General features: G+C 67.0%; 20 protein-coding genes, 1 tRNA gene, 1 other RNA gene and 1 pseudogene. 12 read left to right on the forward strand and 11 right to left on the reverse strand.

Features of this window, described 5'->3' with window-relative positions; genetic code table 11:
* Positions 1 to 33: 33 nt before the first annotated feature.
* From ACPXYO_RS02315 to ACPXYO_RS02330, 4 genes and pseudogenes are all read right to left on the reverse strand, one after another.
* Positions 34 to 1,275: a type II toxin-antitoxin system HipA family toxin gene (locus ACPXYO_RS02315; protein WP_423916325.1), complete on the reverse strand. Its 1,242-nt coding sequence runs from the start codon at positions 1,273 to 1,275 to the stop codon at positions 34 to 36.
* Entirely contained in the window at positions 1,262 to 1,588 is a 327-nt protein-coding gene (locus tag ACPXYO_RS02320; protein ID WP_420445740.1) for a helix-turn-helix transcriptional regulator, read from the reverse strand. The genes ACPXYO_RS02315 and ACPXYO_RS02320 overlap by 14 nt, the downstream gene beginning before the upstream one ends.
* 125 nt (positions 1,589 to 1,713) lie before the next feature.
* Positions 1,714 to 4,293, reverse strand: coding sequence for a fibronectin type III domain-containing protein (locus tag ACPXYO_RS02325; RefSeq protein WP_423916327.1), 2,580 nt, complete (start codon positions 4,291 to 4,293; stop codon positions 1,714 to 1,716).
* A 218-nt stretch (positions 4,294 to 4,511) separates the two neighbouring features.
* Positions 4,512 to 4,601 (reverse strand): annotated as a pseudogene (locus tag ACPXYO_RS02330) (tRNA-specific adenosine deaminase); the annotation flags it as partial.
* Between the two features lie 165 nt (positions 4,602 to 4,766).
* Here ACPXYO_RS02330 and ACPXYO_RS02335 point away from each other — a divergent pair.
* Positions 4,767 to 4,988 (forward strand): toxin-antitoxin system protein, encoded by a 222-nt coding sequence (locus ACPXYO_RS02335; protein ID WP_423916329.1) that lies wholly within the window; start codon positions 4,767 to 4,769, stop codon positions 4,986 to 4,988.
* Positions 4,975 to 5,289: a type II toxin-antitoxin system PemK/MazF family toxin gene (locus tag ACPXYO_RS02340; protein WP_423918634.1), complete on the forward strand. Its 315-nt coding sequence runs from the start codon at positions 4,975 to 4,977 to the stop codon at positions 5,287 to 5,289. The genes ACPXYO_RS02335 and ACPXYO_RS02340 overlap by 14 nt, the downstream gene beginning before the upstream one ends.
* Before the next feature lie 110 nt (positions 5,290 to 5,399).
* Here the strand turns inward: ACPXYO_RS02340 and tadA are convergent, their stop codons facing one another.
* The 4 genes from tadA to ffs all read right to left on the reverse strand — a co-directional run bounded on the left by tadA (position 5,400) and on the right by ffs (position 7,107).
* Positions 5,400 to 5,846 carry a tRNA adenosine(34) deaminase TadA gene (gene tadA, locus ACPXYO_RS02345; protein ID WP_423916331.1) on the reverse strand — a complete coding sequence of 149 codons (447 nt, stop codon included), beginning with the start codon at positions 5,844 to 5,846 and terminating at the stop codon, positions 5,400 to 5,402.
* Between the two features lie 28 nt (positions 5,847 to 5,874).
* Complete coding sequence (locus ACPXYO_RS02350; RefSeq protein ID WP_423916333.1) at positions 5,875 to 6,891, reverse strand: sterol desaturase family protein; 1,017 nt, start codon at positions 6,889 to 6,891, stop codon at positions 5,875 to 5,877.
* A 1-nt stretch (position 6,892) separates the two neighbouring features.
* Positions 6,893 to 6,981, reverse strand: a tRNA-Ser gene (locus tag ACPXYO_RS02355).
* A 27-nt stretch (positions 6,982 to 7,008) separates the two neighbouring features.
* An RNA gene (gene ffs, locus ACPXYO_RS02360) (signal recognition particle sRNA small type) lies at positions 7,009 to 7,107 on the reverse strand.
* A gap of 124 nt (positions 7,108 to 7,231) precedes the next feature.
* Here ffs and dnaX point away from each other — a divergent pair.
* The 4 genes from dnaX to ACPXYO_RS02380 all read left to right on the forward strand — a co-directional run bounded on the left by dnaX (position 7,232) and on the right by ACPXYO_RS02380 (position 11,153).
* A complete protein-coding gene (dnaX, locus tag ACPXYO_RS02365; protein WP_423916334.1) occupies positions 7,232 to 9,115 on the forward strand; it encodes a DNA polymerase III subunit gamma/tau in 1,884 nt (627 codons plus the stop codon).
* A gap of 87 nt (positions 9,116 to 9,202) precedes the next feature.
* Positions 9,203 to 9,799 (forward strand): recombination mediator RecR, encoded by a 597-nt coding sequence (recR, locus tag ACPXYO_RS02370; protein ID WP_423916336.1) that lies wholly within the window; start codon positions 9,203 to 9,205, stop codon positions 9,797 to 9,799.
* A 340-nt stretch (positions 9,800 to 10,139) separates the two neighbouring features.
* Complete coding sequence (locus tag ACPXYO_RS02375; RefSeq protein ID WP_423916338.1) at positions 10,140 to 10,592, forward strand: hypothetical protein; 453 nt, start codon at positions 10,140 to 10,142, stop codon at positions 10,590 to 10,592.
* A 174-nt stretch (positions 10,593 to 10,766) separates the two neighbouring features.
* Entirely contained in the window at positions 10,767 to 11,153 is a 387-nt protein-coding gene (locus ACPXYO_RS02380; RefSeq protein WP_423916340.1) for a hypothetical protein, read from the forward strand.
* Here ACPXYO_RS02380 and ACPXYO_RS02385 read toward each other — a convergent pair.
* On the reverse strand, positions 11,150 to 12,331 hold the full coding sequence (locus ACPXYO_RS02385) for an acetyl-CoA C-acetyltransferase (RefSeq protein ID WP_423916342.1): 1,182 nt from the start codon (positions 12,329 to 12,331) through the stop codon (positions 11,150 to 11,152). The genes ACPXYO_RS02380 and ACPXYO_RS02385 overlap by 4 nt on opposite strands.
* A gap of 151 nt (positions 12,332 to 12,482) precedes the next feature.
* Between ACPXYO_RS02385 and ccrA the strand changes: the two genes are divergently transcribed.
* From ccrA to ACPXYO_RS02415, 6 genes are all read left to right on the forward strand, one after another.
* Positions 12,483 to 13,844, forward strand: a complete 1,362-nt coding sequence (gene ccrA, locus ACPXYO_RS02390; RefSeq protein WP_423916344.1) for a crotonyl-CoA carboxylase/reductase — start codon at positions 12,483 to 12,485, stop codon at positions 13,842 to 13,844.
* A gap of 27 nt (positions 13,845 to 13,871) precedes the next feature.
* Positions 13,872 to 14,273 (forward strand): methylmalonyl-CoA epimerase, encoded by a 402-nt coding sequence (mce, locus tag ACPXYO_RS02395; RefSeq protein ID WP_423916345.1) that lies wholly within the window; start codon positions 13,872 to 13,874, stop codon positions 14,271 to 14,273.
* A 68-nt stretch (positions 14,274 to 14,341) separates the two neighbouring features.
* Positions 14,342 to 15,349 (forward strand): BMP family ABC transporter substrate-binding protein, encoded by a 1,008-nt coding sequence (locus ACPXYO_RS02400; RefSeq protein ID WP_423916347.1) that lies wholly within the window; start codon positions 14,342 to 14,344, stop codon positions 15,347 to 15,349.
* A gap of 56 nt (positions 15,350 to 15,405) precedes the next feature.
* Positions 15,406 to 16,569: an ABC transporter permease gene (locus tag ACPXYO_RS02405; protein WP_423916348.1), complete on the forward strand. Its 1,164-nt coding sequence runs from the start codon at positions 15,406 to 15,408 to the stop codon at positions 16,567 to 16,569.
* A complete protein-coding gene (locus ACPXYO_RS02410) occupies positions 16,566 to 17,600 on the forward strand; it encodes an ABC transporter permease (protein ID WP_423916350.1) in 1,035 nt (344 codons plus the stop codon). The genes ACPXYO_RS02405 and ACPXYO_RS02410 overlap by 4 nt, the downstream gene beginning before the upstream one ends.
* Positions 17,600 to 19,258 (forward strand): ABC transporter ATP-binding protein, encoded by a 1,659-nt coding sequence (locus tag ACPXYO_RS02415; protein WP_423916352.1) that lies wholly within the window; start codon positions 17,600 to 17,602, stop codon positions 19,256 to 19,258. Before ACPXYO_RS02410 ends, ACPXYO_RS02415 begins: the two co-directional genes overlap by 1 nt.
* Here the strand turns inward: ACPXYO_RS02415 and ACPXYO_RS02420 are convergent.
* Positions 19,255 to 21,285: a bifunctional aldolase/short-chain dehydrogenase gene (locus ACPXYO_RS02420; protein ID WP_423916354.1), complete on the reverse strand. Its 2,031-nt coding sequence runs from the start codon at positions 21,283 to 21,285 to the stop codon at positions 19,255 to 19,257. The genes ACPXYO_RS02415 and ACPXYO_RS02420 overlap by 4 nt on opposite strands.
* Positions 21,285 to 22,388 (reverse strand): S-methyl-5-thioribose-1-phosphate isomerase, encoded by a 1,104-nt coding sequence (mtnA, locus tag ACPXYO_RS02425; RefSeq protein ID WP_423916356.1) that lies wholly within the window; start codon positions 22,386 to 22,388, stop codon positions 21,285 to 21,287. Before mtnA ends, ACPXYO_RS02420 begins: the two co-directional genes overlap by 1 nt.
* Between the last annotated feature and the right edge of the window lie 32 nt (positions 22,389 to 22,420).

Consider the following 22,420-nt stretch of genomic DNA (forward strand, 5'->3'; position numbering starts at 1 on the left):
TGCCAGCGCGCCAGTTGCCCGTGCGGTGCTCGTTTATGTGCCGAGTGTGAACGGGTTGAGGAATTGGCGTTCCCATAGCTGCTCGCGATCCGCTGCGGCCAATTGCGCCAGATCGCAGACCTCTTCCCAGTCGTCGCGTATCACTTCGATGTGATGATTGACGATCTCGTTGGCTTCGCTGACGCTGAGGTGATAAGTGCTCGCGTGTTCGACGCAGCGTGCGGCCTGGCTGAGGCGTTCGCCGTCGGCGCCGTACGCCATCGCTTGGGCGGTTTCTCTTCCTGTGCGCAATTGTGGGCAGATGTCATATGCGGGGGTGAGCGTCAGCATGTTGCCGTCCCAGAACGCCGAGTGGTTCTTGGCGTGGTCGTCGGTGTTGCTGACGAGCATGTTGAACACGATGCGCGAGAACAACTCGCGCAGCGTCGCGTCCGGGTTCACGAAACGCGTCCGAATCTGCTCCGCGAGGTCGGAGTAGGTCGCGTGGCGGCCTGCCATGCCCCAGGCGTCGTGCAGGTCCAGGATGGTGAGCGCCGAGACCATCATGCGACGGAGCCCTCGTTGGGTGCGGTCGAAGCGGTCTACCAGTAACACGGCTTTGCCTGCGGCGGTACTCAGCTCGACCGGTGCGACATCGATGCCTGCTCGGCGCGCTAGCTCCATCGCTGCGTACTCGGCCTTGACCACGGGGTAGCGGTCCGTCGACGAGCTGAACTTTGCGATCAGGTGCCGTGATCGGTCGCTGAGCGTGACTTTGGGGCGCGCTCCGCCAACTGAGGTGCCGTGCAGCAATGCTCTGTCCAATGCTGGTGGCAGGGGGAGACCTTCCTCCACATGGCGGGCCGCGTCGTAGAGCTCGTCGAGTGTGGCGTCGTCGCCGCTGCGAGCGACGTACTCGGTGGGTGACGCCTGGAAGTCGAGCGCTCCGATGCGGTCAGAGCCCGAGTTGAGCAGATATCCGAGTTCAGGCACATTGCTGTCGGTGCGGCGGTGCTGGTGCTCGATCACCTTGCGCCCCCACGAATCAGGCGCAGCGTCGGCGATGCAACCATGCAGGTTCCCCGAACTCGGCGACATGGTGCCTTCCGTAAGAGGAAGATCGGGCAGGTACAGCGCAATCGCGTCAGGGTTGGCCAGGTAGCGGCGGCCATAGGCGAACGTCGCGACCTCGCCTTGTTCATCGAGACGCCCTGCCACAACCGGCTCGGAGGCATCGGGCAGCCATACCCACACGAAGACTGTGCTTGGATTCAGCCGCGGACTAGAAGTCGTCATCGACGACACGGTGACGCACTCTCTGGGGCAGCACGGCCAGGCGAGCGTCGACGAGTTCGGACTCCCGTGTCCGCGTTGCGGCGTCTTCGCTGAACAGACGCACACCCACCAGCGAGGCTGCCTCGAAGACCGTGCCCAACGCGACCGATGGGTCGCCCCGCTCGACCTTTCGCATGGTGCCCTCGCAGGAACCGACGCGTTCCGCGAGCTGCGCGATGGTCCATCTGCGCTCCCGTCGGGCAAGCGCGATGCTGCGCCCCAGCAGGCGCGCAGCATCCGTCGCAATCCGACTCCTTGGAACACCTGCTCTCATGTCAACAGTCTATTGACAGTTAAGTATTTTAAGCAACAAAATAATGACGGTCGACCCGATACTGCAACCGTCCCGCCTTCAAGGGCGAGACGGTTGTCGTGGTGGGTTGGCTGCGGTCGGGCGTGCTATTCGAGCATGGGGCATGGGAGTACGTCGGGTCCCGTCGTCATGGTCCCGGTTGAGTTCCAGCGGATCTTGATGGGGGCGCTCACGTTCACCACCGCGGGGAAGCCGACTCCGTCGGGGGTGACGGCGGCGACGTAGTAGGTGAAGGTGTGGCCGTTGGCGCCGGGCCGGAGCGGTTCGTGGACGTAGGAGCGGTCGCCGGCGGCGAGGGTGGCGATGTCGTAGCCGTAGCGGCGGTAGTCGGTGTTGGGGTTGGCGCGGCTGATCACGGGGTGGCCGTAGTGGGTGCGCATGATCTTGTAGCCGGTGATGCCGGCGGCGCCAGCGGGGGCGGCCCAGTTGAGGGTGACTGTCTTGCAGAATCTGGTTTTCTCGCCTGTGAGGCGGCCCCTGTCGTCTCTGGCCCTGACGATGATCGATCCGGCGATGTCGCTGATGGTGGCTGTCAGGTTCTGGGGCGCGGCGATGGGTCGGGCATAGGGCTGGGTGTTGTAGGTGACCAGGCTGGTCATGGGCGCCAGCGCCAGGGGGGCGCCCAGGTGGGGCGTGCTGGGCCGCACGTCGAGTTCGCGCAGGTTGGCGAGGCCGTCGAAGAGGCCGTTGTAGAAGTCGTTGTTGACGAACTTGATGCTCCGTCCCCTGTAGGACATGTTGGCGAGACGCAGGGTCTCCAGGCTGTCGAGGCCGTCGAAGGTGTCCGCGGGCCAGTCGCCCGCTCTCAGGTGGCGGTTGTCGCTGAGGTCCAGTTCGGCGATGGCCGCCATGTCCTGCCACGAGATCGAATCGCAGGAGTCGGCACCGGGGGTGGCCGCCAGGATCGCCCCGATCACCTGTGCGGTGCGTCCGCAGATGTCGTACAGGGCCGGGCTCGACTTCGAGTAGGCGCCGGTGCCCTCGCCGTTGGTGGCGCGCACCTGCACTGCCACGTCGTCGATGTTGGCGGCGCTCAGGCCGGTGACGGCGGCGGTGCGGGCGGTGCCGGTGTGGGACACGTCGTTCCACGCCCCGCTGTCGCTGAGCCTGTATTGCACGTCGTAGTCGGTGATTGGTGGGCCGCTGTTGGCCGGGGCGGTCCAGTGAACGGCCAGCCTGTCGGTCATCGCCGCGACGGTGCGCGCCCTGGGCGCGGCGGGCGCCCTCGGCGGCTCGGCCGCGTCGGTCACGGTGATGGTCACCGCGATGGCGGCGGTGTTGGTGGCGGTGTGGGTGCCGTCGCTGGCGCGCACCTGCACCGAGTAGCCGGGCTTGGCCTCGAAGTCATAGCCGACCCCGGACCTGGTCCGGATCTGGCCGCTGGTCGGGTCGATCGCGAACGACCCCGCGTCGGCGCCGCCCAGGCTGTAGCGCACCGTGTCGCCGGCGTCCGCGTCGCTGGCCGCCACCGCAGCGCCGACGTTTGCGCCGCCGCCGGGATTCTCGGCCACGCTGCGCGCCGCGGGGTCCGAATCGGTGAACACCGGCACGCTGCCGCCCACCGTGAACACCCCGGACAGGGCGTAATAGCGGTGATTTGAATTCGGTGTAAAAAGTGAGTAATTGCCTACAGAGTTAGCTGCGCAATCGATGGGACCGCCCACAAAGTTGAGGCATCCGAGAGCGATGGTGGAGCTGCCCAAGGCCTGCGAGTTGCCGTTAGCTATCGCTTCAATCCCGTTGCTGTTGCTTCCGGTCCAGATAAGGGTGTTGTTGGAGCCGACTTTGTTGCCGTTGCGGCCCCGGGGGTTGGCCTCGTCGTCCCAGGAGCCGTCGTGGAAGTCCTCGTAGTCGTCGGCGACCTTGGAGCCGTTCAGCCAGTAGATCGGGAGGCCCTTGGCTGTGCTGGTGTAGGCGGTCGAGGCGTTGTCGCGGGCGTCGTCGTCGGCGGTGCTGCCGACGACGCGGAAACCCGAGGCGTAGGGCTTGATGGCGGAGTGGGCGTTGGAGGCGTTGGCCTGGGACTGGACGTAAGCGTTGCAGTCCTCAATGTCAGTGGAGGTCGGGGCGTGGCCTGCGTAGGTGATGAACAACAGCCGGAACCGGTCGCCGGCGGCCAGGCCGCTGGGCGTCAGGGCCCAGTTCAGGGGCACGACCGAGTCGGCATCGGTGAACACCGCGAGTCTGGGCACCACCTGCACGAACTCCGACGCTCCCTCCTTTTGGTCCTCTTGATCGGCTGTTGCGGGCTCCGGTGCGGCCGGGGTGTCGGCTCTGACGTAGCCGGACCACTGACTGACGCCGGTGGGGCTGACCGCCTTCGCCCGGTAGACGTAGGTGCTCGACGCCGATACCGAACTGTCGGTGTAGCTGGTCTCGGGACCGGCGTTGGCCTCGATCACGTGGAAGACGCCCACTGCGTCCACGTCGCGGTTGCGGCGAAGGATCGCGTAGTGGGTGACGGTCTGGTCCGTTGAGGCCGTCCAGGTGAGGGTGACCTCATCGTGCTCGGCCGAGGCCCCGAGGTTGTGGGGCTTGGCCGGGGGGTCGGCGCCGACCGCAGCCGGAGTCGGGGCCACCTCCTGGTTCTGGGCCCAGGCGGGGACAGCCACGACGGCGGTGGCCACCAGCGCCACAGCAGCGCCCACCAGAATGGCGCGCCTCACGGCGCTAGGCGGGCTCATGGACCCGGGTTCGCCGGGGTTGCGGGAACGGCGCGATCTACGGGGGGGGGGGGGGTCTGCGACACGGCTACAACCACCTTCGGATTTTTCGTTGTGCAGCGCTTGTGCTCAGCGCGTGGCCAGTTGTGAGGCATCAACATATAGATATGAGACGTAAAGATACTGTAGTGCAGGCCCGCGAGCAGGCCGTTCGGGAGCGAACCCGCGCCGGACGCCGCGTCTCGCAGGGCCAGCACTTCGGCATGGGCGGTGGGGTCGTTTGTGGTCTTGCGTTCGTTGTGGCGCGCCGCGACGATCTCGTCGCCTTCGAAAGCGACATGGGAAAGTTCGAGCGTCGGTTAGTCCGCATCAGTCAGCTCCCCGATGACGCAGTAGCCGAGACCCGGGTGCTGCTAGCCGAAATCAAGACGATTTCAGAGCACGCATGACGAGCCTGAGGAGGCATACTCTGCGGTATGCCTGATTCGACTACCATCAAGGTCTCGGCCCGGACCCGGGACGCCTTGCGTCAGCTTGCCGATCGTGAGGGGCTCACGTTCGACGCGCAGATCGAGAAGCTGATCCGGCGCGAACGTCGTCGCATCATCGGGGCTCAGCTCGCGAGTGCCCCGCTCGATACCGCCGATGAGGCTGTGCTCGATGCGTCTGCGAGCGATGTCGCTCATGCAAGCGGGTGATGTCGTCCGCTGCGATTTCGGGACGCCGGCGAGGGGCGAGCCAGGGTTCGTCCGACCGGCCATCGTCGTCACCGCCGATGATGTGCTCGAGTTCCGTCAACACGCGATCGTGGTCGTACCTTGTACGACGACCAGGCGAGGTTGGTTGAGCGAGGTTGAGATCGCTGGCTTCGGTGTCGCCCAAGCGCACCTGCCCACCACCCTCAGCGTCGACCGCGTCGTCGAGACGACGGGCACCAACACCGGGCCCGTCGCGCTGCAACAGATTCGAGAACTCATCGCTGACCTGCTCGGACTCTGACCCAGCCATCCGGTGACGCACAACCGCAGGCCCACCGTGACGCTCGCTTCCGGTGCCGCCGGGTGACTTGAGGGGAAGGGTTCCTCCGACTCCTGCATGGTGCTGCGCACTCAGCGGTGATTGCTGAAGAACTCGCTGAGCAGCTCGCCGCACTCCGCCTCGCGTACTCCGCCAATCAACTCAGAGTTGTGGTTGAAGCGGGGGTCCACGAGCAGGTTGTAGAGCGTGGCAGCAGCGCCGGCCTTGGGGTCATACGCCCCGAAGACCACCCGGGCCACCCGGGCCGACAGGGCTGCCCCGGCGCACATCGGGCACGGTTCGAGCGTCACCGCCAGCGTTGCGTCTGACAGTCGCCAGTCTCCGACGGCGGCGGCTGCGTCGCGCAGCGCCAGCACTTCGGCATGCGCTGTGGGGTCCTTCGTCGTCTCGCGCTCGTTGTGGCGCGCCGCGACGACCTCGCCGCCGACGATCACCACAGCACCGACGGGCACCTCGCCAGCCGCCGCAGCCCGCCGGGCCTGCTCCAATGCCAGCTCCATGGCTGCTTCGTCTGTCACACCGAGAGTGTGCCGCTATTTCGGGGCGTCATGCAGTCGTTATGCCGCGGCGGGCTTTGGCTCGCTCTCGCATCCGGGCGTGGGCCTCGGGCGTGCCGTCGTGGAAGGTGCCGAACAGCTTGTCGAGCGGCACGGGCCGATTGCCGTAGTTGCACTCGAAGTAACGGTGATGCAGGTGGTGGAAGTAGTCGGCTCCAGCCATGGTGGGCCCGGAGCGCTTGCCGATCTCGAAGCGCTCGAAACCCGAGTGGGAGAACGCCGTTGCGACGCTGTTTGACAGCAAGGTGAGGATCAAGATGAACGGGTGAGCGGGCACCACCCACCACAGCACGATCATGCTGAGGTACATCATGTGCTCGACCGGGTGCATCGACAGCCCGCTCCACGGACCTGTGTTCACATTGTGGTGGTGCAGGTAGTGCACGTGGTCATAGACCCAGCGCATGTGCAGCACCCGGTGTATGCAATAGAAGTGAGTCACCGACCACAGAGACGCAATCACGGTCAGCGCGCAGATGTACGGCCACCATGTGCCCCACTCCACCGACGGGATCCAGTCGTTGGCGTAGAACCACAAGGTGAGTGCCTCATAGGCCGACCAGACGCCACAGCCGCTGACCAAGCACCAGAACATGTTGTCCCGGGTCTGGTTATTCCACAGGAACGACCGGTTCGTGGTGCTGAGCCATCGGCGGTTGTACTTGTAGCGCTGCTGCTGGACCCGCCGGACGTACAGGGCCACATGCAGCGTTCCCGCGACCAGCGTGAACACCACCACGTTGCGGAGGTAAATCTCGAGAATCCACCTGGGGCTCGGGCTCTCCATGCGCTCCATGGATGGCGTGAAGAAGTTCCACACCACCGCGGACATCGCCACCCAGAGCATTCCCTGCGGGAGCATCATCAACGCAATGTGCCGCAGCGTCGCTATCGGCCGCGGCGGCCAGTCCAGAATCGACGACACCGAGATGGGCAAGTCCGGCTCGTAACCCTTGGTCTCGATGCCGCGCGACCTGCTGTCGGTCATGAATTCTGAGTCTGACACGCGGAGAGTGTGGGATTCGAACCCACGGAGGCCGATGAAAACCTCACACGCTTTCCAAGCGAGCCCATTCGTCCACTCTGGCAACTCTCCAACAAAAGATGTGTCGCCGTCTGGCGAGGCGGCCAGGTGATCTGCGGCACACAACGAGGTCCGCTGAGAGCTGCTGCCTCCCGGCCCTGACTCGGTTCACGGGTCGCCGTTGCACAGGACCCGGCCGCCACGTCAGACGGCGACACACGCCAAACGCTAACCAATGAATCTGCTGATCCGCCACCCTCAGAGATCGTCCGTCCGAATCGCTTCGTCACGTCTCCGCTGTAGCTCTTAGGATCGCTGCGAGATGCCGCACCAGTCGCTCTACCGGAGGTTCCGACCTCAGCGGTTTGCAGAGGTAGTCGGACAGCCTCACCTGGTCCGGGCCTTGAGCAATGCCGTCCGCGAGGACCGCGTCGGTCACGCGTACCTGCTGAGCGGCCCCCGCGGCACCGGCAAGACCTCCACCGCACGCATCCTGGCCAAAGCGCTCAACTGCGAGGCGCTCGGCGACGACGGGGAACCGTGCGGCACGTGCCACAGCTGCACCGCAGTTGCCGCGGGCACCTCGCTGGACCTCATCGAGCTTGACGCAGCGTCCAACAACTCGGTCAACCACATCCGCGACATGACCGAGAAGGCAGCCCTCGTCAGCTCCGGGCGCCGCAAGGTGTACCTGCTCGACGAGGTGCACATGCTGTCCACGGCGGCCTCGAATGCGCTGCTCAAGACCTTGGAAGAACCGCCGTCGCACGTCGTGTTCATCCTGGCCACCACCGATCCACAGAAGGTGCTGCCTACCATCCGCAGCCGCACCCAGCAGTTCGAGCTCTCGCTGGTCGGCGCGGACGAGATGGTCCCGCACGTGCGAGCCATCGCCGAGGCGGCCGGAGCGCCTGTCGACGACGCGGTCGTGGATTACGTGACCGATCGCGGCGGCGGATCCGTGCGTGACGCGCTCTCAGCGCTCGACACCGTGCTGGCGGCCGGGGGCATCCCCGACGACCGCACCGACGTGAACGCACTGGTGCAGGCACTGGCGAATGCCGATCTCGCGGCGACGCTGATCGCGGTGGCCCAAGCGACGTCGGCGGGTGTCGACGCCCGGGACCTCGCCGAGCGCACGGCGCGCCGCCTGCGCGACATGTTCCTGGTGGGTGCCGGTGTGGAGCCAGCGGAACTGCCTTCCGCCGAGGTCGCGTCGGCGCGTGAGCTGAGCGATGCGATGGGTCGCCGAGCCAACGTGCGAGCCCTCGAGGCCCTCGGCAATGCGCTGGCACAGATGCCCCAATCAGCCGACCGCCGCTTGACGCTGGAGACTGCGCTGGTGGGCCTGCTCGCCGACGAGTTGCTGGGTTCGGGCGCACCATCGGCGGCTGCGCCTGCGTCCGCGGCACCGGCATCGAGTGCGACAGGCCGAGCAACGCCAACCGGCGGTGGTCCAGCCGCCGCCCGGGCTGCAATGGCCGCAACCAAGGCGCCGCCTTCCCTCGACGCCCCTCGGATCGCTGCACAGCCTCCGCCGCCCCCGCCGCCGCCAGCTCCTCCAGCGCCTCCAGCCCCGGCACCGCCCGCGCCGCCAATCGAAGCCGCACCGCAACCCGATGCGACGGCTGAGCGCACACCGGGGTCAGCGATGACGGCTGCGGATCTGCAGCGGATCTGGGAGACGCAGATCGTTGAGCGGCTGCGACCCGTTGCCGCGGGGCTGTTCCGCGAGGCCGAGGTCCTTGCCCACGACCGCAACGTGGTGACCGTCCGGCTCAGCGAAGGCGTACCGCTCGATCAGGCCCAGCGCCGGGGCAACGAGGCGGAAGCGGTCCTGTCGGAAGTGCTCGACCAGACGATCCGCCTCGAGGTGAGCAGATCGGGCAACGTGGCCGGTCCGGCCTCGACGGCGCACGACGAGGCTCCGCCGCCACCGCCCGCGCCGGTCGCGCCGGCCGAAGTCGCCTCGCCTGCGCCCTTCCACGACGCTGCTCCGGCTGCGAGTGCACCCGAGGGAGGCACCGCGCAGCAGTCCGAGACCGGCAGCGCAAGCGCATCAACGGTATCGCAGGAGTCCGTGTCGCAGGAGTCCGTGTCGCAGGAGACTGGCTTATCGGCCTCCTCGCGGGAGTCCAAGGTGCGCCAGATCGTGGACCGTTTTCCCGGCTCGGTCGTGGTCCACGTCGACGAGGGCACAACCTGACAGCCTTGACCGGCAGCGGGCGACGTCCACTTCACGCACGGTGGCGGGAACCACGCTGGCGACACACCACCAGCAGCAGGGACTGACGTGTACGACGACGCGGTCGAAGACCTGATCGACGAGCTCAGCCGCTTGCCCGGCATCGGTCCCAAGGGTGCGCAGCGCATCACCTTCTGGCTGCTGAAGCGGCCCGCGGCCGACGCCCACCGCCTCGCGGCAGCCATCACCGCAGCCAAGGACCGTGTCGGATTCTGCGGCAAGTGCTGGAACCTCAGCGAAACCGACCCGTGCGCCTATTGCGACGACCTGGCCCGACGCAACGGCATGGTCTGCGTGGTTGAGGAACCACGTGACGTGATTGCCATGGAGAAAGCCGGCTTCCGAGGCCGCTACCACGTGCTCGGCGGGGCGCTCAACCCGCTCGAAGGCGTCGGCCCCGAGCAACTGCGCATCCGCGAACTGCTCGCACGACTCGACAGCGAGTCGGTCACCGAGCTGATCGTGTGCACCAACCCCAACATCGAGGGCGACACCACCGCCATGTACCTGGCCCGACAGCTCGAACCACTCGGCGTGGCTGTGACCCGACTCGCCAGCGGCTTGCCCGTCGGCGGCGACCTCGAGTACGCCGACGAACTCACGCTCGAACGAGCGCTGCGCAACCGCCGCACCATCACTCCGTAGATCTCGACGTAAATCGCTGGACGGGATCGCGGCAGCAGCGCTCGGCCATCGAAACGAAATCTGCCCCCTACCGCATCACCCGGCGGACCGGGGAGAGGCTGAAGGGGGCGTACATGACAACAATACAGCGGCGCAATGTGGATCGTCAGCCTTTCGCCTTCAGTGACGTGGACGGCCTTGTCTCGGCTGTGTCGAAGACCCGTTTTGCTACCTACCGGCAGTCGACTGACAGCGATAAAGGAGCGCTGCAGCTCTACACGTGGAACACCGCTGTTGCTGCGTCTTTCCACGGTCGCTTCAGACACTTGAAATCACACTTCGCAACGCGATCCACGATGTGATGAGCACGGCCCACGGCACCCGATGGTTCGGCACTGCACGGCTGCTTCGGCCAGCCCAGGTAAGCACGCTGGAGCGAGCAGTTGAGCATCTCCGCAGGGTCGGCAAGCAGCCGACTGCCAACCGCGTCGTTTCGGAACTTCCCTTCGGATTCTGGGTGGCGCTGTTCGCCAATGCCTACGACACGACGATTTGGCGTTCCGATCTCTACAGGATCTTTGCGAGACGTATCAAGAATCGCCAAGGACTTCATGAAACTCTCGACCGCCTGCGTACTCTGAGGAACAGGATTGCCCACCACAAGCCCATCTTCCAACGCAATCTCAAGGACGACTATCGACGGATCCGCGATGTCGTCGAGTTGTTGAGCGAGCCAGCACTCTTGTGGCTCGACCATCACAGCAGCACGCTGGATGCACTTGATGTCAAGCCGGATGCGGTGCTCGGATCTTGATTGCATTCCTCGCCGGGAAATTCATCTCCGCCATGTCGAGCTGATCGACCCACGAGTTCAGGCACCTTTCCGGCCAGGCAATAAATCGCTGGACGGGCTGGCGGTAGCTGCATAGGTTTCGGACGGCACTTCCCCGGCGGCCTGCACATTCGAACTGCGCGTTCGAGGAGTGTCATGGCTGCCCACAACCCCAACGACCGAGCTGCCCCGGACCTGCCCGTGGCGGTGTTCCGACCGTCGCCCGATGAGCGCGTGATGGTGGCCGGACCGTGCCACGCCCGGGCACTGTGTCTAAGCGCCGGCGCTAACCCGGGGGGCGTCGCTGCGGTGTTTGTGGATCCGTGCGGCGTGCTGCTGGCCATTGCCACCGCCCCCGCAGCCGTCGTGGGGGCGATGCTCGTCGACCCGGCCCCGTTCGCCCGACTCACCGAACTGCTCGGAGCCAGCCGCATCTACCTCGAGGTTCCCGGCGCCGACGCACCGGCAGTTACCGATGCCGTCGAAGCCGCGATGTGGCCGCTGTGCGTCGCGACCAAGGTGCTGCCGCGGCTCAGCCTCTAGGCAGCCCGCAGGATGACGGCGTCGCCTTGGCCGCCGCCCCCGCACAGCGCCGCGGCGCCGAGCCCGCCGCCGCGACGGCGCAGCTCACCGATGAGCGTGAGTGCCAGGCGGGCACCCGACATGCCAATGGGGTGTCCGAGCGCCACCGCACCGCCGTTGGGGTTCACGATTTCGGGCGACACGCCCAGATCAGCCGTCGACGCCACGGCTACCGCGGCGAAAGCCTCGTTGATCTCGAACAAGGACAGGTCCTCGACATCTAGCTCGGTGCGCTGCAGCGCCCGACGGATGGCATTCGCCGGCTGGTTCAGCAGGCAGGTGTCAGGCCCAGCCACCATGCCGTACGTGAGGACCTCAGCCAGCGGTTCGACGCCGTGCCGTTCGGCTGCTTCGGCAGACATGACCACGACTGCGCAGCCGCCGTCGGAGATCTGTGATGCGTTGCCGGCCGTGACCGCGCCCTCTGCCGCAAAAGCGGGACGTAGCGCCGCCAAGCTTTCCGAGGTCGTCCCCGGCCGAATGCCTTCGTCATCGAGCACTGCCAGCGGCTCGCCCCGCCGTTGAGGGATGTTGACCGTGACGATCTCGTCGTCGAAGCGGCCTTCCTTCTGAGCCGACGCGGCACGCTCGTGCGACTGCGCCGAGAACTCGTCCATAGCGCTGCGTGAGATCCCCGCACCAGCGGCATCCCGCTCGGTGCCGTCGCCCATGTGCCGGTCGTCGAAGGCACACCACAGGCCATCGTGGATCATCGCGTCCAGCACGGTGCCTGATCCCATGCGCATGCCGTTGCGACCATCGGGCAGCAGGTACGGGGCATTCGTCATCGATTCCATGCCACCTGCCACGACGACGTCAGCGTCGCCCGCCGCGACCATCTGGTCGGCCATGTAGATGGCGTTCAGGCCGGACAGGCAGACCTTGTTGACCGTGATGGCCGGCACCTCCATCGAAATGCCCGCTGCGGTCGCCGCCTGCCGGGCCGTGATCTGCCCTTGGCCCGCCTGCAACACCTGCCCCATCACGACGTAGTCGACATCTGCAGCAGCAATGCCTGAGCGCTCAAGCGCTCCTTCGATGGCAACGCCGCCGAGCTGGGCGCCCGTCAGGCCGGCCAACGCGCCGTTGAACCTGCCGATTGGCGTCCGAGCGCCCCCGACGATCACAGAACCAGCCATCGCGACCCCTTCGCTTCTGCCCGCGCTCACAGCCCCTCTGTCGAGACACGGATGTATGAACGGCGAGTATACGAAACGGCTCTAGACGCTACCGTTGCGAGGAGTTGGCGGCGGCTCCCGACGTCGCGCCGCACGATTAGCGTTCGGGCTCGTGAAGCAGTTCGCTGATGCCATCGCCGCCGGTGCGTCCGGTTCCGATCTTGAGGCAATGCCGATCCCGGAGAGCTTCAGGGCGGCGCACGTACTGCGCAATGAGCAAACGATGTTTGAGGGCCGCGCCTCAGCCGAAAAGGACCCTCGCGAGGCCATGCACATCGGCGAGGTCGCGACGCCCGGGCTGGCTCCTGACGAGGTGTACCTGGCGGTGATGGCCAGCTCGATCAACTTCAACACCGTGTGGAGCTCGATCTTCGAACCGCTGCCGACGTTCGGCTTCCTGGACCGTCTCGGCCGCGAGAGCCCCTGGGGCGCCCGTCACGCGCTCGACTACCACGTGCTGGGCTCCGACGCCTCGGGCGTGGTGCTGCAGGTCGGCTCGGCGGTGCGCAACTGGCGTCCCGGCGACCGGGTCGTCGTGCACTGCAACTACGTCGACGACCAGGACCCAGCCGCTCACGAGGACTCGATGATGGCCTCCAACCAGCGGATCTGGGGCTTCGAGAGCAACTTCGGCGGTCTCGCCGACCTCTCGATGGTGAAGGCCAACCAGCTCATGCCCAAGCCGACGCATCTCAGCTGGGAAGAAGCGGCCGTGAATGCGCTGTGCGCATCCACCTCGTACCGGATGCTGGTCGGCGACAACGCTGCTCGCATGAAACAGGGCGACTCGGTGCTCGTCTGGGGCGCCTCGGGTGGGCTCGGCGGCTATGCCTGCCAGCTCGTGCTCAACGGCGGCGGCGTGCCGATCGGCGTGGTCAGCTCACCCGACAAAGCCGAGTTGCTCCACCAGCTCGGCGTCGACCACGTCATCGACCGCAGCGCCGACGGCTACCGCTTCTGGGCCGACGAGAACACCCAGGACGAGCGCGAATGGCGCCGCCTCGGAAAGACGGTGCGGGGCCTCATCGGCGACGACCCCGACATCGTGTTCGAGCATCCCGGCCGATCCACGATGGGCGCTTCGGTGTTCGTCGCCAAGCGCGGCGGCAAGATCGTGACGTGTGCCGCCACCAGCGGCTACATGATCGAGTACGACAACCGTCACCTGTGGATGCGGCTCAAGCGGATCGTCGCGAGTCACTTCGCCAACTACGCCGAGGCATGGGCGATGAACCGCCTCATCGGACAGGGCCGCATCCAGCCGACCCTGTCCAAGACGTACACGCTGGACGAGACCGGTCTTGCGGCGTGGCAAGTGCATGGCAACTTGCACGAGGGCAAGCTCGGCGTGCTGTGCCTGGCGTCCGGGCCCGGGCAGGGCATCACCGATCCGGACAAGCGCGAACAGATCGGCGAAGAGAAGATCACGCTATTCGCGCGCCACGCTGCATCGCTGGAAGCCGCCAACGCCTGAAGCCGCCGACAAGAAAGTGCCGAACCGATGATCCTGACCGAGATCGACCATGTCGCCATCGCCGTAAAGGACCTTGATGCGGCAGTCGCCTACTACGCCGAGGCATTCGGAGCCGAGGTCGCCCACCGTGAGACTGTCGACTCTGACGGTGTCGAAGAAGCCCTGATCAAGGTGGCTGACAGCTACATCCAGCTCACCGCCGCGACCCGTCCCGATTCGCCGATTGCCAAGTTCCTCGAGCGTCGGGGCGAAGGCCTCCACCACATCGGCTACCGGGTGGACGATTGTGCAGCGGCCCTCGGAGCGATGATTGACGCCGGCGCCGTACCCATCGACACAGCCCCCCGTCCGGGCTCGCGCGGCACAACCGTTGCGTTCGTGCACCCGAAGGGGAACCTCGGCACGCTGGTCGAACTCGTCGAGGAATAGGCTCCCCGACACGGGGGCGGGGCCGCGCAGGACCGGATCGCGCCACCTGTGCCACTGGGAGGACCGACATGACCACATTCACCAGACGACTGGCCATTGTGCTTGCCGTCGTCGCGATGCTTGCTGCAGGGTGCACTGGCAGCGACGACAGCGAGGCGTTCAAGATCGGCCTGGTCACCGACACCGGCAAGGTTGACGACAAGAGCTTCAACCAATCGGCGTGGGAAGGCGCACAGGAAGCCGCCGCCGCGCTGGGTGTAGAGGCCAACTACATCGAGACCGAAGAGGCCAAGGACTACGAGAACAACATCGGCTTGTTCGTCGAGGACGGCGCGAACGTCATCATCACCGTCGGCTTCGGTCTCGGCGACGCCACGATCGCCGCCGCCAAGGCGAACCCGGGCATCTTCTTCATCGGCGTCGACCAGTTCCAAGGCGAAACGCTGCCCAACCTGGCCGGGTTGATCTTCCCCGAGGACAAGTCGGGCTTCTTGGCCGGAGCGCTCGCGGGCATGCTCACCGAGACCGACATCGTGGGTGCGGTGCTGGGCACCGACCTGGTCCCGCCAGTGGTGGCCTTCAAGGAAGGCTGGGAGCATGGTGCGCGCTACACCAACGCAGGCGTGCAGACGATCTCCACGTACCACCCTGGCGGCCTTGACGTGGCCTTCGGCGACCCCGACTGGGGTGCCGCCACTGCACGCCAGGCACTTGACCAAGGCGCGGACATCATCTTCGGCGCAGGCGGTGCCACCGGCAACGGGGCGCTCATCGAGATCGCCTCGCAAGACGGCGCGTACTGCGTGGGCGTCGACACCGACCAGTGGAACACCGTGCCCGAAGCGCAGCCGTGCTTGTTGACGAGCGCCATGAAGCTCATCACCCCCGGTGTGGCCGATCTGGTCGCCCAAGCCAACGCAGGTGAGTTCGCTGGTGGCAACTACCTCGGAGAGGTCGGACTGGCTCCGTTCCATGACTTCGACGATGTCGTCACCGATGACATGCGTGCCACGCTCGACGACGTGCTGGTGGGCCTGAACGACGGCAGCATCAACACCGGCTGGCCACCGGGCTGATCCAGCGAGGCACGAACTGAGTCGGTCGCCGTGGGCCGCGGACACCTCACCTCGCCGTGAGCGCGTCCGCTGGCTCATCGGCGCCCGCTGAGACAGATCAGACAACCGGCTCCGGTGACGTCGCGGCCCGGCGGGCTCCAGCCTCCCGGGTCACGGCTCGCGCGGTCCTGCGCGCCGCAGCGGTACCGCTGGCATCAGTCGTGCTCGGGCTGGTGCTGGGAGCGGTGCTCATCACAGTGCAGGGCCATTCGGTCCTCAGTGCCTACGGGGCACTGGTTCTCGGCGGGCTGGGAGACGCCGATGCGGTGCTGCGCACGCTGCAGAAGGCCACGCCGCTCATCTTCGGCGGCTTGGCGGTCGCGTTTGCCTTCAAGGCGGGCCTGTTCAACATCGGCGGCCAGGGCCAGCTGCTGGTAGGCGCTGCATTCGCGGCGGGTATCGGATTTGGCATCGACGGGCTGCCGCTGGTGATTCACCTGCCCCTAGCGCTGCTCGTTGGCGGCGCTGCGGGAGCGGCGTGGGGTGCGATCGCGGGCGTGCTGAAGGCCACCTCGGGAGCACACGAGGTGATCGTCACGATCATGCTCAACTTCGTCGCCGGCAATCTCACCGATTGGCTGGCGGCGAATCCTTGGCAGGACACGTCGGGTTCGAACATCATTGCCCGCACCCCGCTCGTGGAGGACTCTGCTGTCATCCCCACCTGGGGCTGGCTGCCTGCGGGGTTCTTGCTGGCCGTGGCCGCCGCGGTGGTGTGCTGGTTCTTGCTGGAGCGCACGACGTACGGCTTCGAGGTGCGCAGCGTCGGGGCCAACCGTCACGCTGCCCGATACGCAGGCATCTCGGTGGGGTGGATCATCGCGTCGGTCATGGCGGTGTCGGGGCTGTTGGCCGGCCTCGGCGGCGCTGTCGAGTCGCTGGGTGTGGACGGGCGGTTCGAAGCGGGCGTGAACGTGGGCCTCGGCTTCGAGGGCATCACCATCGCACTGCTGGCGCGGACACATCCGGTGGCCGTGATCCCCGCGGGCCTGCTCGTAGGGGTGATGGAAGCCGGTGCAGCCAAGATGCAGTTCGAGTCGGGTGTTGCACCCGAGATCATCGATGTCATTCAGGCGCTGATCCTGCTGTTCGTCGCTGCGCCGATGATTGTGCGCTGGCTGCTGCGGTTGCGCGACGCGGATGACCGCCGTCTCACCCTGGGCGCTGGCTGGGGCCGATGACGGTGATCGAGGCGTCGTCGGGGGCCGCTGTGCAGCGGTACTGGAGTCCGGCGCGCATCTGGACTGTGGCGGGAACAGTTGCGGTCGTCGTATGCGTGTGGGGCTTTTACGCCTGGAACGGTGCACAGACCACCGCTGTGCTGTCGGGCACCGTGCGTGCGGCCACGCTGCTAGTGCTCGGAGCGATGTGCGGGATGATTGGCGAGCGCTCAGGAATCGTCAACATCGGGATCGAGGGGCAGTTCCTGATGTCGGCGTTCGCGGCGTTCACGGTGGCGTCGGTCGTCGGATCGCTCGCTGCGGGCGTGGTGGCCGGCGTGGCCATGGGGCTCGCGATGGGCTGGATGCTGGCCGCGATGTCGATCGGGCTGCGCACCGACCAGATCATCGCCGGCACGGTGTTGAACATCGCCGCGCTCGGCCTCACGTCGTTCTTCTACGACCGCGGGCGCTCGCTCGGCCAGCTCAAGTACCAGGCGATCGAACTCGGGCCGCTGGCCGACCTGCCGGTCGTCGGCAGGGCGCTGTTCAACCGCCCGCCGCTCACCTACATCGCGCTCGTGCTGGTTGTCGTGCTGCACGTGCTGCTGCTGCGGTCGGTGTGGGGGATGCGCACCACTGCCATCGGCGAGCACCCCGGCGCCGCCGCCACGGTCGGCGTCGACGTGATCCGCCTGCGGTACCTGAACGTGACGCTGGCGGGAGGGCTGGCCGGTCTCGGCGGTGCCTACCTTGCCCTCGAGGCCGTCGGCACGTTCAGCCGTGCAATGTCGGGCGGCCGCGGCTTCCTGGCGCTTGCCGTCATGATCTTCGGCCGCCGCACGCCGCTCGGTGCCTATGCCGCGGCCCTGTTCTTCGGTTTCACCACGGCTTTGCAGAACCAGTTCCAGCTGAACGACACCTTCGATATTCCGGCGCAATTCGTGGGGATGCTGCCGTTTGTGGTGACGATCATCGTGGTGGCAGCTGCAGGTCTGTTCGGACACATGCGCGACCCCGCCGCGCTCGGCCAGCCGTACGAGGTTCGGTGATGGCTGCATCTCCCGCCAACGGCGCGCAGCCTGTGTCTGATGCCGCTGCTGCGCAGCGCGTGCCCCAGGTACTGCTGGCAGGGCGGGGGATCACCAAGCGCTTCGGTGCCGTGGTGGCAAACGACGACGTGTCGGTCGAACTGCGACCGGGACGCATCCTGGCGCTGCTGGGCGAGAACGGTGCCGGCAAGAGCACCCTCGTGAACGTGCTGTTCGGGCTGCACCGGCCCGATGCGGGCGAGGTGGTGATTGCCGACGAGAAGGTGGAGCTGTCGAGCCCGCACGACGCCATCGCCCGCGGCGTCGGCATGGTGCACCAGCACTTCCAGCTGGTGCCCCCGATGAGCGTCGTGCGCAACATCGTGCTGGGTGCCGAACCGCACCGGTTCGGGATGATTGACCTCTCCCAGGCCCGCCGACGCGTCCTGGAGCTGGCGGAGCGCTTCGGCCTGCACGTCGACCCCGACGCCGCGGTGGAGGACCTGCCGGTGGGTGCGCAGCAACGGGTCGAGATTCTCAAGGCGCTGTATCGCGACGCTCGAGTGCTGATTGCCGATGAGCCCACTGCGGTGCTCACCCCGCAGGAGACCGACCACCTGCTCGGTGTGCTGCGCGGGCTGACCGACCAAGGCGTCGGCATCGTGTTCATCACCCACAAACTGCGCGAGGTCATGGCTGCAGCCGACGACATCGTCGTGCTGCGCGAGGGACGGGTGGTGGGCACCACGACGCCGGCGGACACCAGCGAAGCAGCGCTGGCGGAGCTGATGGTCGGTCGGGCTGTGGACCTCCACGGAGACCGGCTTGAGTCGAGTGCCGCTGGCGGTGCCGCGGTCGTCATGACAGCGCCGACCCCCGAAGAACGCTCGAGCGCCGCCGCGCAGCAACCGGTGGTCTTACACATCGATGGCCTCTGCGCCGACGACGACCGCGGCCAGCGCGCTCTCGACGAGTTGTCGCTCTCGGTGCGTGCGGGCGAGATCGTTGGTGTCGCCGGTGTGGAAGGCAACGGCCAGCGGGAGCTGGTGGAAGCCATCACCGGCCTGCGCCACGCGACTTCTGGCACCGTTTCGATCAACGATCAGGATGCCTCGGGAGCACGACCGCGCCGGGTCACGGTCATCGGCGTGGGTCACATTCCCGAGGACCGGGCCAAGCACGGCCTCATCGGCTCCTACTCGGTGGCCGACAACTCGGTGTTGAACCGCTACTTCAGGCGGCCGTTCTCGGCGGGCGGCATGCTGCGCCGGGATCGCATCGATGCCCATGCGCACGATGTCGTGGCCACATTTGACGTGCGTACACCCAGCGTGGAATCGTCAGCCGACAGCTTGTCGGGCGGCAACAAGCAGAAGCTCATCGTGGGCCGCGAGTTCTCCGACGAGATCGACCTGCTGATCGCCGCGCAGCCCACCCGCGGCATCGACATCGGCGCCATCGAGTTCATTTGGCGCCGTATCCGCGAGCGCCGCGACGAGGGCACGGCGGTGCTGCTGGTGTCAGCCGAGCTCGACGAGGTGATGGCCCTCAGCGACCGGATTGCCGTCATGTACGAGGGCCGCATTGTGGCCACCGTCGAACCCCGCACCACCACCCGCGAGGAGATCGGCCTGCTCATGGCCGGCGCCACCCCAGCGGTTGCTGCAACCGGCAGCTAGATGACGCGGTCGCTGCCGCCGTCTTGGGGGATCTGGGCGCCGGTGGTGTGGGCAAAGGCGGGACCGCACATCTGGGCAATGAGCGCACCGACATCGGCTGAGGCCAGCTCGCGGCCCAGCAGGTTGCGCCGCCGGTACTGCTCCGCCGTCAACCCGTAGGCGGCAGCTCGCTCGGCGATGAGCGCATCAGACCACAGTCCCGTGTCGAACACGCCGTCGGGATGCACGACGTTGACCGTGATGCCGTCGGCCGCCCACTCGAGTGCTGCGACTCGGGCGAGTTGGGTGAGCGCAGCCTTTGATGCCGAGTAGGCCGCGGCTCCCTTGCCCGGTGCGGGCACGTTCTTCGAGCCGACGATCACGACACGGCCGCCAGCGGGCGAGTGCCGCAGGACGCGGTGAGCCGCCGCCAGGGTGTTCGCCGCCCCGCTCACGTTGACGTCGAAGGTCTGCTGCCAGGCAGTGCCCAGCCCGGCTTCGTCGGCGAGGCTGCCCAGCGGTGCCGAAGGGCCGAAGATGCCAGCCGCTGCCACGACGATGTCGATGCCCCCGAAAAGCTCCACGGCGCCGGCCACCGCTGCCGCAACAGCGCCAGGATCGGTGATGTCGGTGACGGCGTGATGTCGCGCCGTCCCGGTGCTTCGGTCCGGTGCTTCGGCCAGGTCGATGCCGACCACCGCAGCGCCGCCGGCCGCTAGTGCGTCCGCTGCGGCGCGCCCGATGCCTGAAGCGGCGCCCGTCACCAGCGCCACTTGGCCCGCCAGGGCCGCCGGCGTTCCGGAGCGAGCCAGCTTGGCCTGCTCGAGCTCCCAGTACTCCACATCGAACAAGTCGCCTTCGCTGAGCGCCACGTAACCACCCAGCGCTTCAGCGGCACAGATCACATCGATGGTGTGCAGGTAGATGTCGGCGGCAATGTCGCAGTCGACAGCTCGCCGGCCCGCCGTCCACAGCCCGAGCCGAGGGTCCAGCACCACCCGCGGCGCAGGGTCCAGCATCGTGAGCGTGGTGTGTGCGCCGGGTTGGTCATGGCGTGCACGGTTGCGTTCGAAATACTCGCGATAGTCGGCCGCGAACGCGCCGACGTCGCGGCCCACCATCGGGAACTGCTTGGTGCGGATGATGTGATCCGGCGTCGCCGGTCCCCGGCGCGCCACCGATGCCACGTCGTCTCTGGCACAGAACGCTTCGGCACGCTCATCGCGCACGGCGCGCAGCAGCATCGGCGTTCCCGCCGCAGCTGAGATCGCTGCTCGCAGCTCTGCTACCGCCTCGACCGTGTCAGGGCTGATGCCACGCGCCCTGCCGGCACCCGTCCCGCCCGCATCGCTGCCGCCGAACGAAGGCGCCCCGGCATCGGCGAGGCACTGCTCGGCCTCGCTGATGAGGGCGATCATCGAGTCGTAGGCAGCGCGCACCGTCGCACCGAAAGTGAAGATCCCATGGTTCGCCAGGACCATGGCCTCGGTGCCGTCGTGCGCCTGCGCGGCCCATTCGACGGCGCAGCGACGGGCAAGGTCGAACCCCGGCATGACGTATGGCACCACCACGATCCGGTCGCCCCAGAGATCGCGCACTCGGGCATCGCCGTCGGCAGTGTTGGTAAGCGCCAGAACGGCGTCGGCGTGACTGTGCAGGACCGCTCGCTGTGGCAGCAGCGCGTGCAGGATGGCTTCGACCGATGGATTCGGCGCCGATGCGTCGAGGAGGTGGATCCGCAGCTGGTTCACCATCTCGGTATCGCTCAGCTGCGACAGTTCCGCCAGTCGCTGTACAGGCTCGAGTCGCAACGGCGCGAAGCCGGGCGGTTCGATGGTGGCAAGGTCCCAGCCGCTGCCCTTCACCCACAGCGTCGGCACCGGCTCACCCCAGGCGTCGCGGCTGGTGCCCTTGATCGACGTGTTGCCGCCGCCATGGAGCACGAGCGCCGGGTCGGCGCCGACCAAGCGTGACCCGAAGGTGATTTCGCCGAGATCGCCCAATGCGGCCCAGCGCTCTGCTTCGGAAGCGTCCCAACGGTTCTGCATCAGTCGGCTCCCCCTCCGGAACCTCGGGACGCTGCCAGGGCCGCGGCGATGGAGGGGCCATACGGCGGTCGCAGGATTCCGGCATCGGTGATGATCGCCGTGATGAGGCGAGCCGGCGTCACATCGAAGGCCGGGTTGACCGCCCCCGCCCCCGCAGGCGTAAGGCGTCTGCCGCCAGCGCTGTGCACCTCGTCGGGGTTCCGCTGTTCGATGACGATGCAGTTGCCCGACGGGATCGTCGGGTCGATCGTGGTGGTCGGGGCAGCGATGTAGAACCCGATGCCTGCATCGGCGGCGGCGAGTGCATGGGCGAAGGTGCCGACCTTGTTGGCGGTGTCGCCATTGGCGACGATGCGGTCTGCGCCGACGATCACCGCGTCGACATCGCCAGCGGCGATCAGCGACGCCATCGCGCTGTCCGCCACCACCGACACGTCGATACCGGCATCAGCGAGCTCCCACGCCGTCAGTCGTGCACCCTGTAACAGAGGCCGCGTCTCTGACGCCAGCACCCGAACCGGCTCGCCAGCTGCGGCCTTGGCGTACACGGTGGCCAGCGCAGTGCCGATTCCAGCGGTGGCCAGCCGGCCTGCGTTGCAATGCGTCGCGATGTTGGTCGCGTCAGCCAGGACCTCGCGCCCGAGGCGTCCGATCTCTGCACACGCCTCGGCGTCCTCGGCGCCGACGGCCTGCGCTTCGACAAGCAATCGGTCTCGCAAGGTCGCTGTGTCTGCCGCGGCGGGGGTGCCGAGTGCTGCGTCGATCGTGCGGTCGACCGCCCAGCGCAGGTTTACAGCCGTCGGACGGGCATTGCCGATCTGAGTGCGCAGACGCTCGAGTACCGATCGAGCCTCGTCGAGCGAGCGAGGTGCCGCTTCGTCGAATCCGACGACGACGGCGAGAGCGCCGAACGCACCGAGTGCGGGTGCGCCCCGGATGGCGAGCCGCTCGATGGCGTCCACTGCTGTCTCCGTGTCTCGCACATCGATCAAGGCCAGCTCTGCGGGCAGCCGCGTCTGGTCGATGATCTCAACGCTGTCGCCCGTCCAGCGCAGCGTCGGTGTCGGCGATGGGATTGGCCCACCGACATCGGATCCAGCCATGTCGGGCCCAGTCTCGCGGGAGAAATCCAGCG

The sequence above is a fragment of the Candidatus Poriferisodalis sp. genome, assembly GCF_965237655.1.
Taxonomy (GTDB): Bacteria; Actinomycetota; Acidimicrobiia; order Acidimicrobiales; family Poriferisodalaceae; genus Poriferisodalis.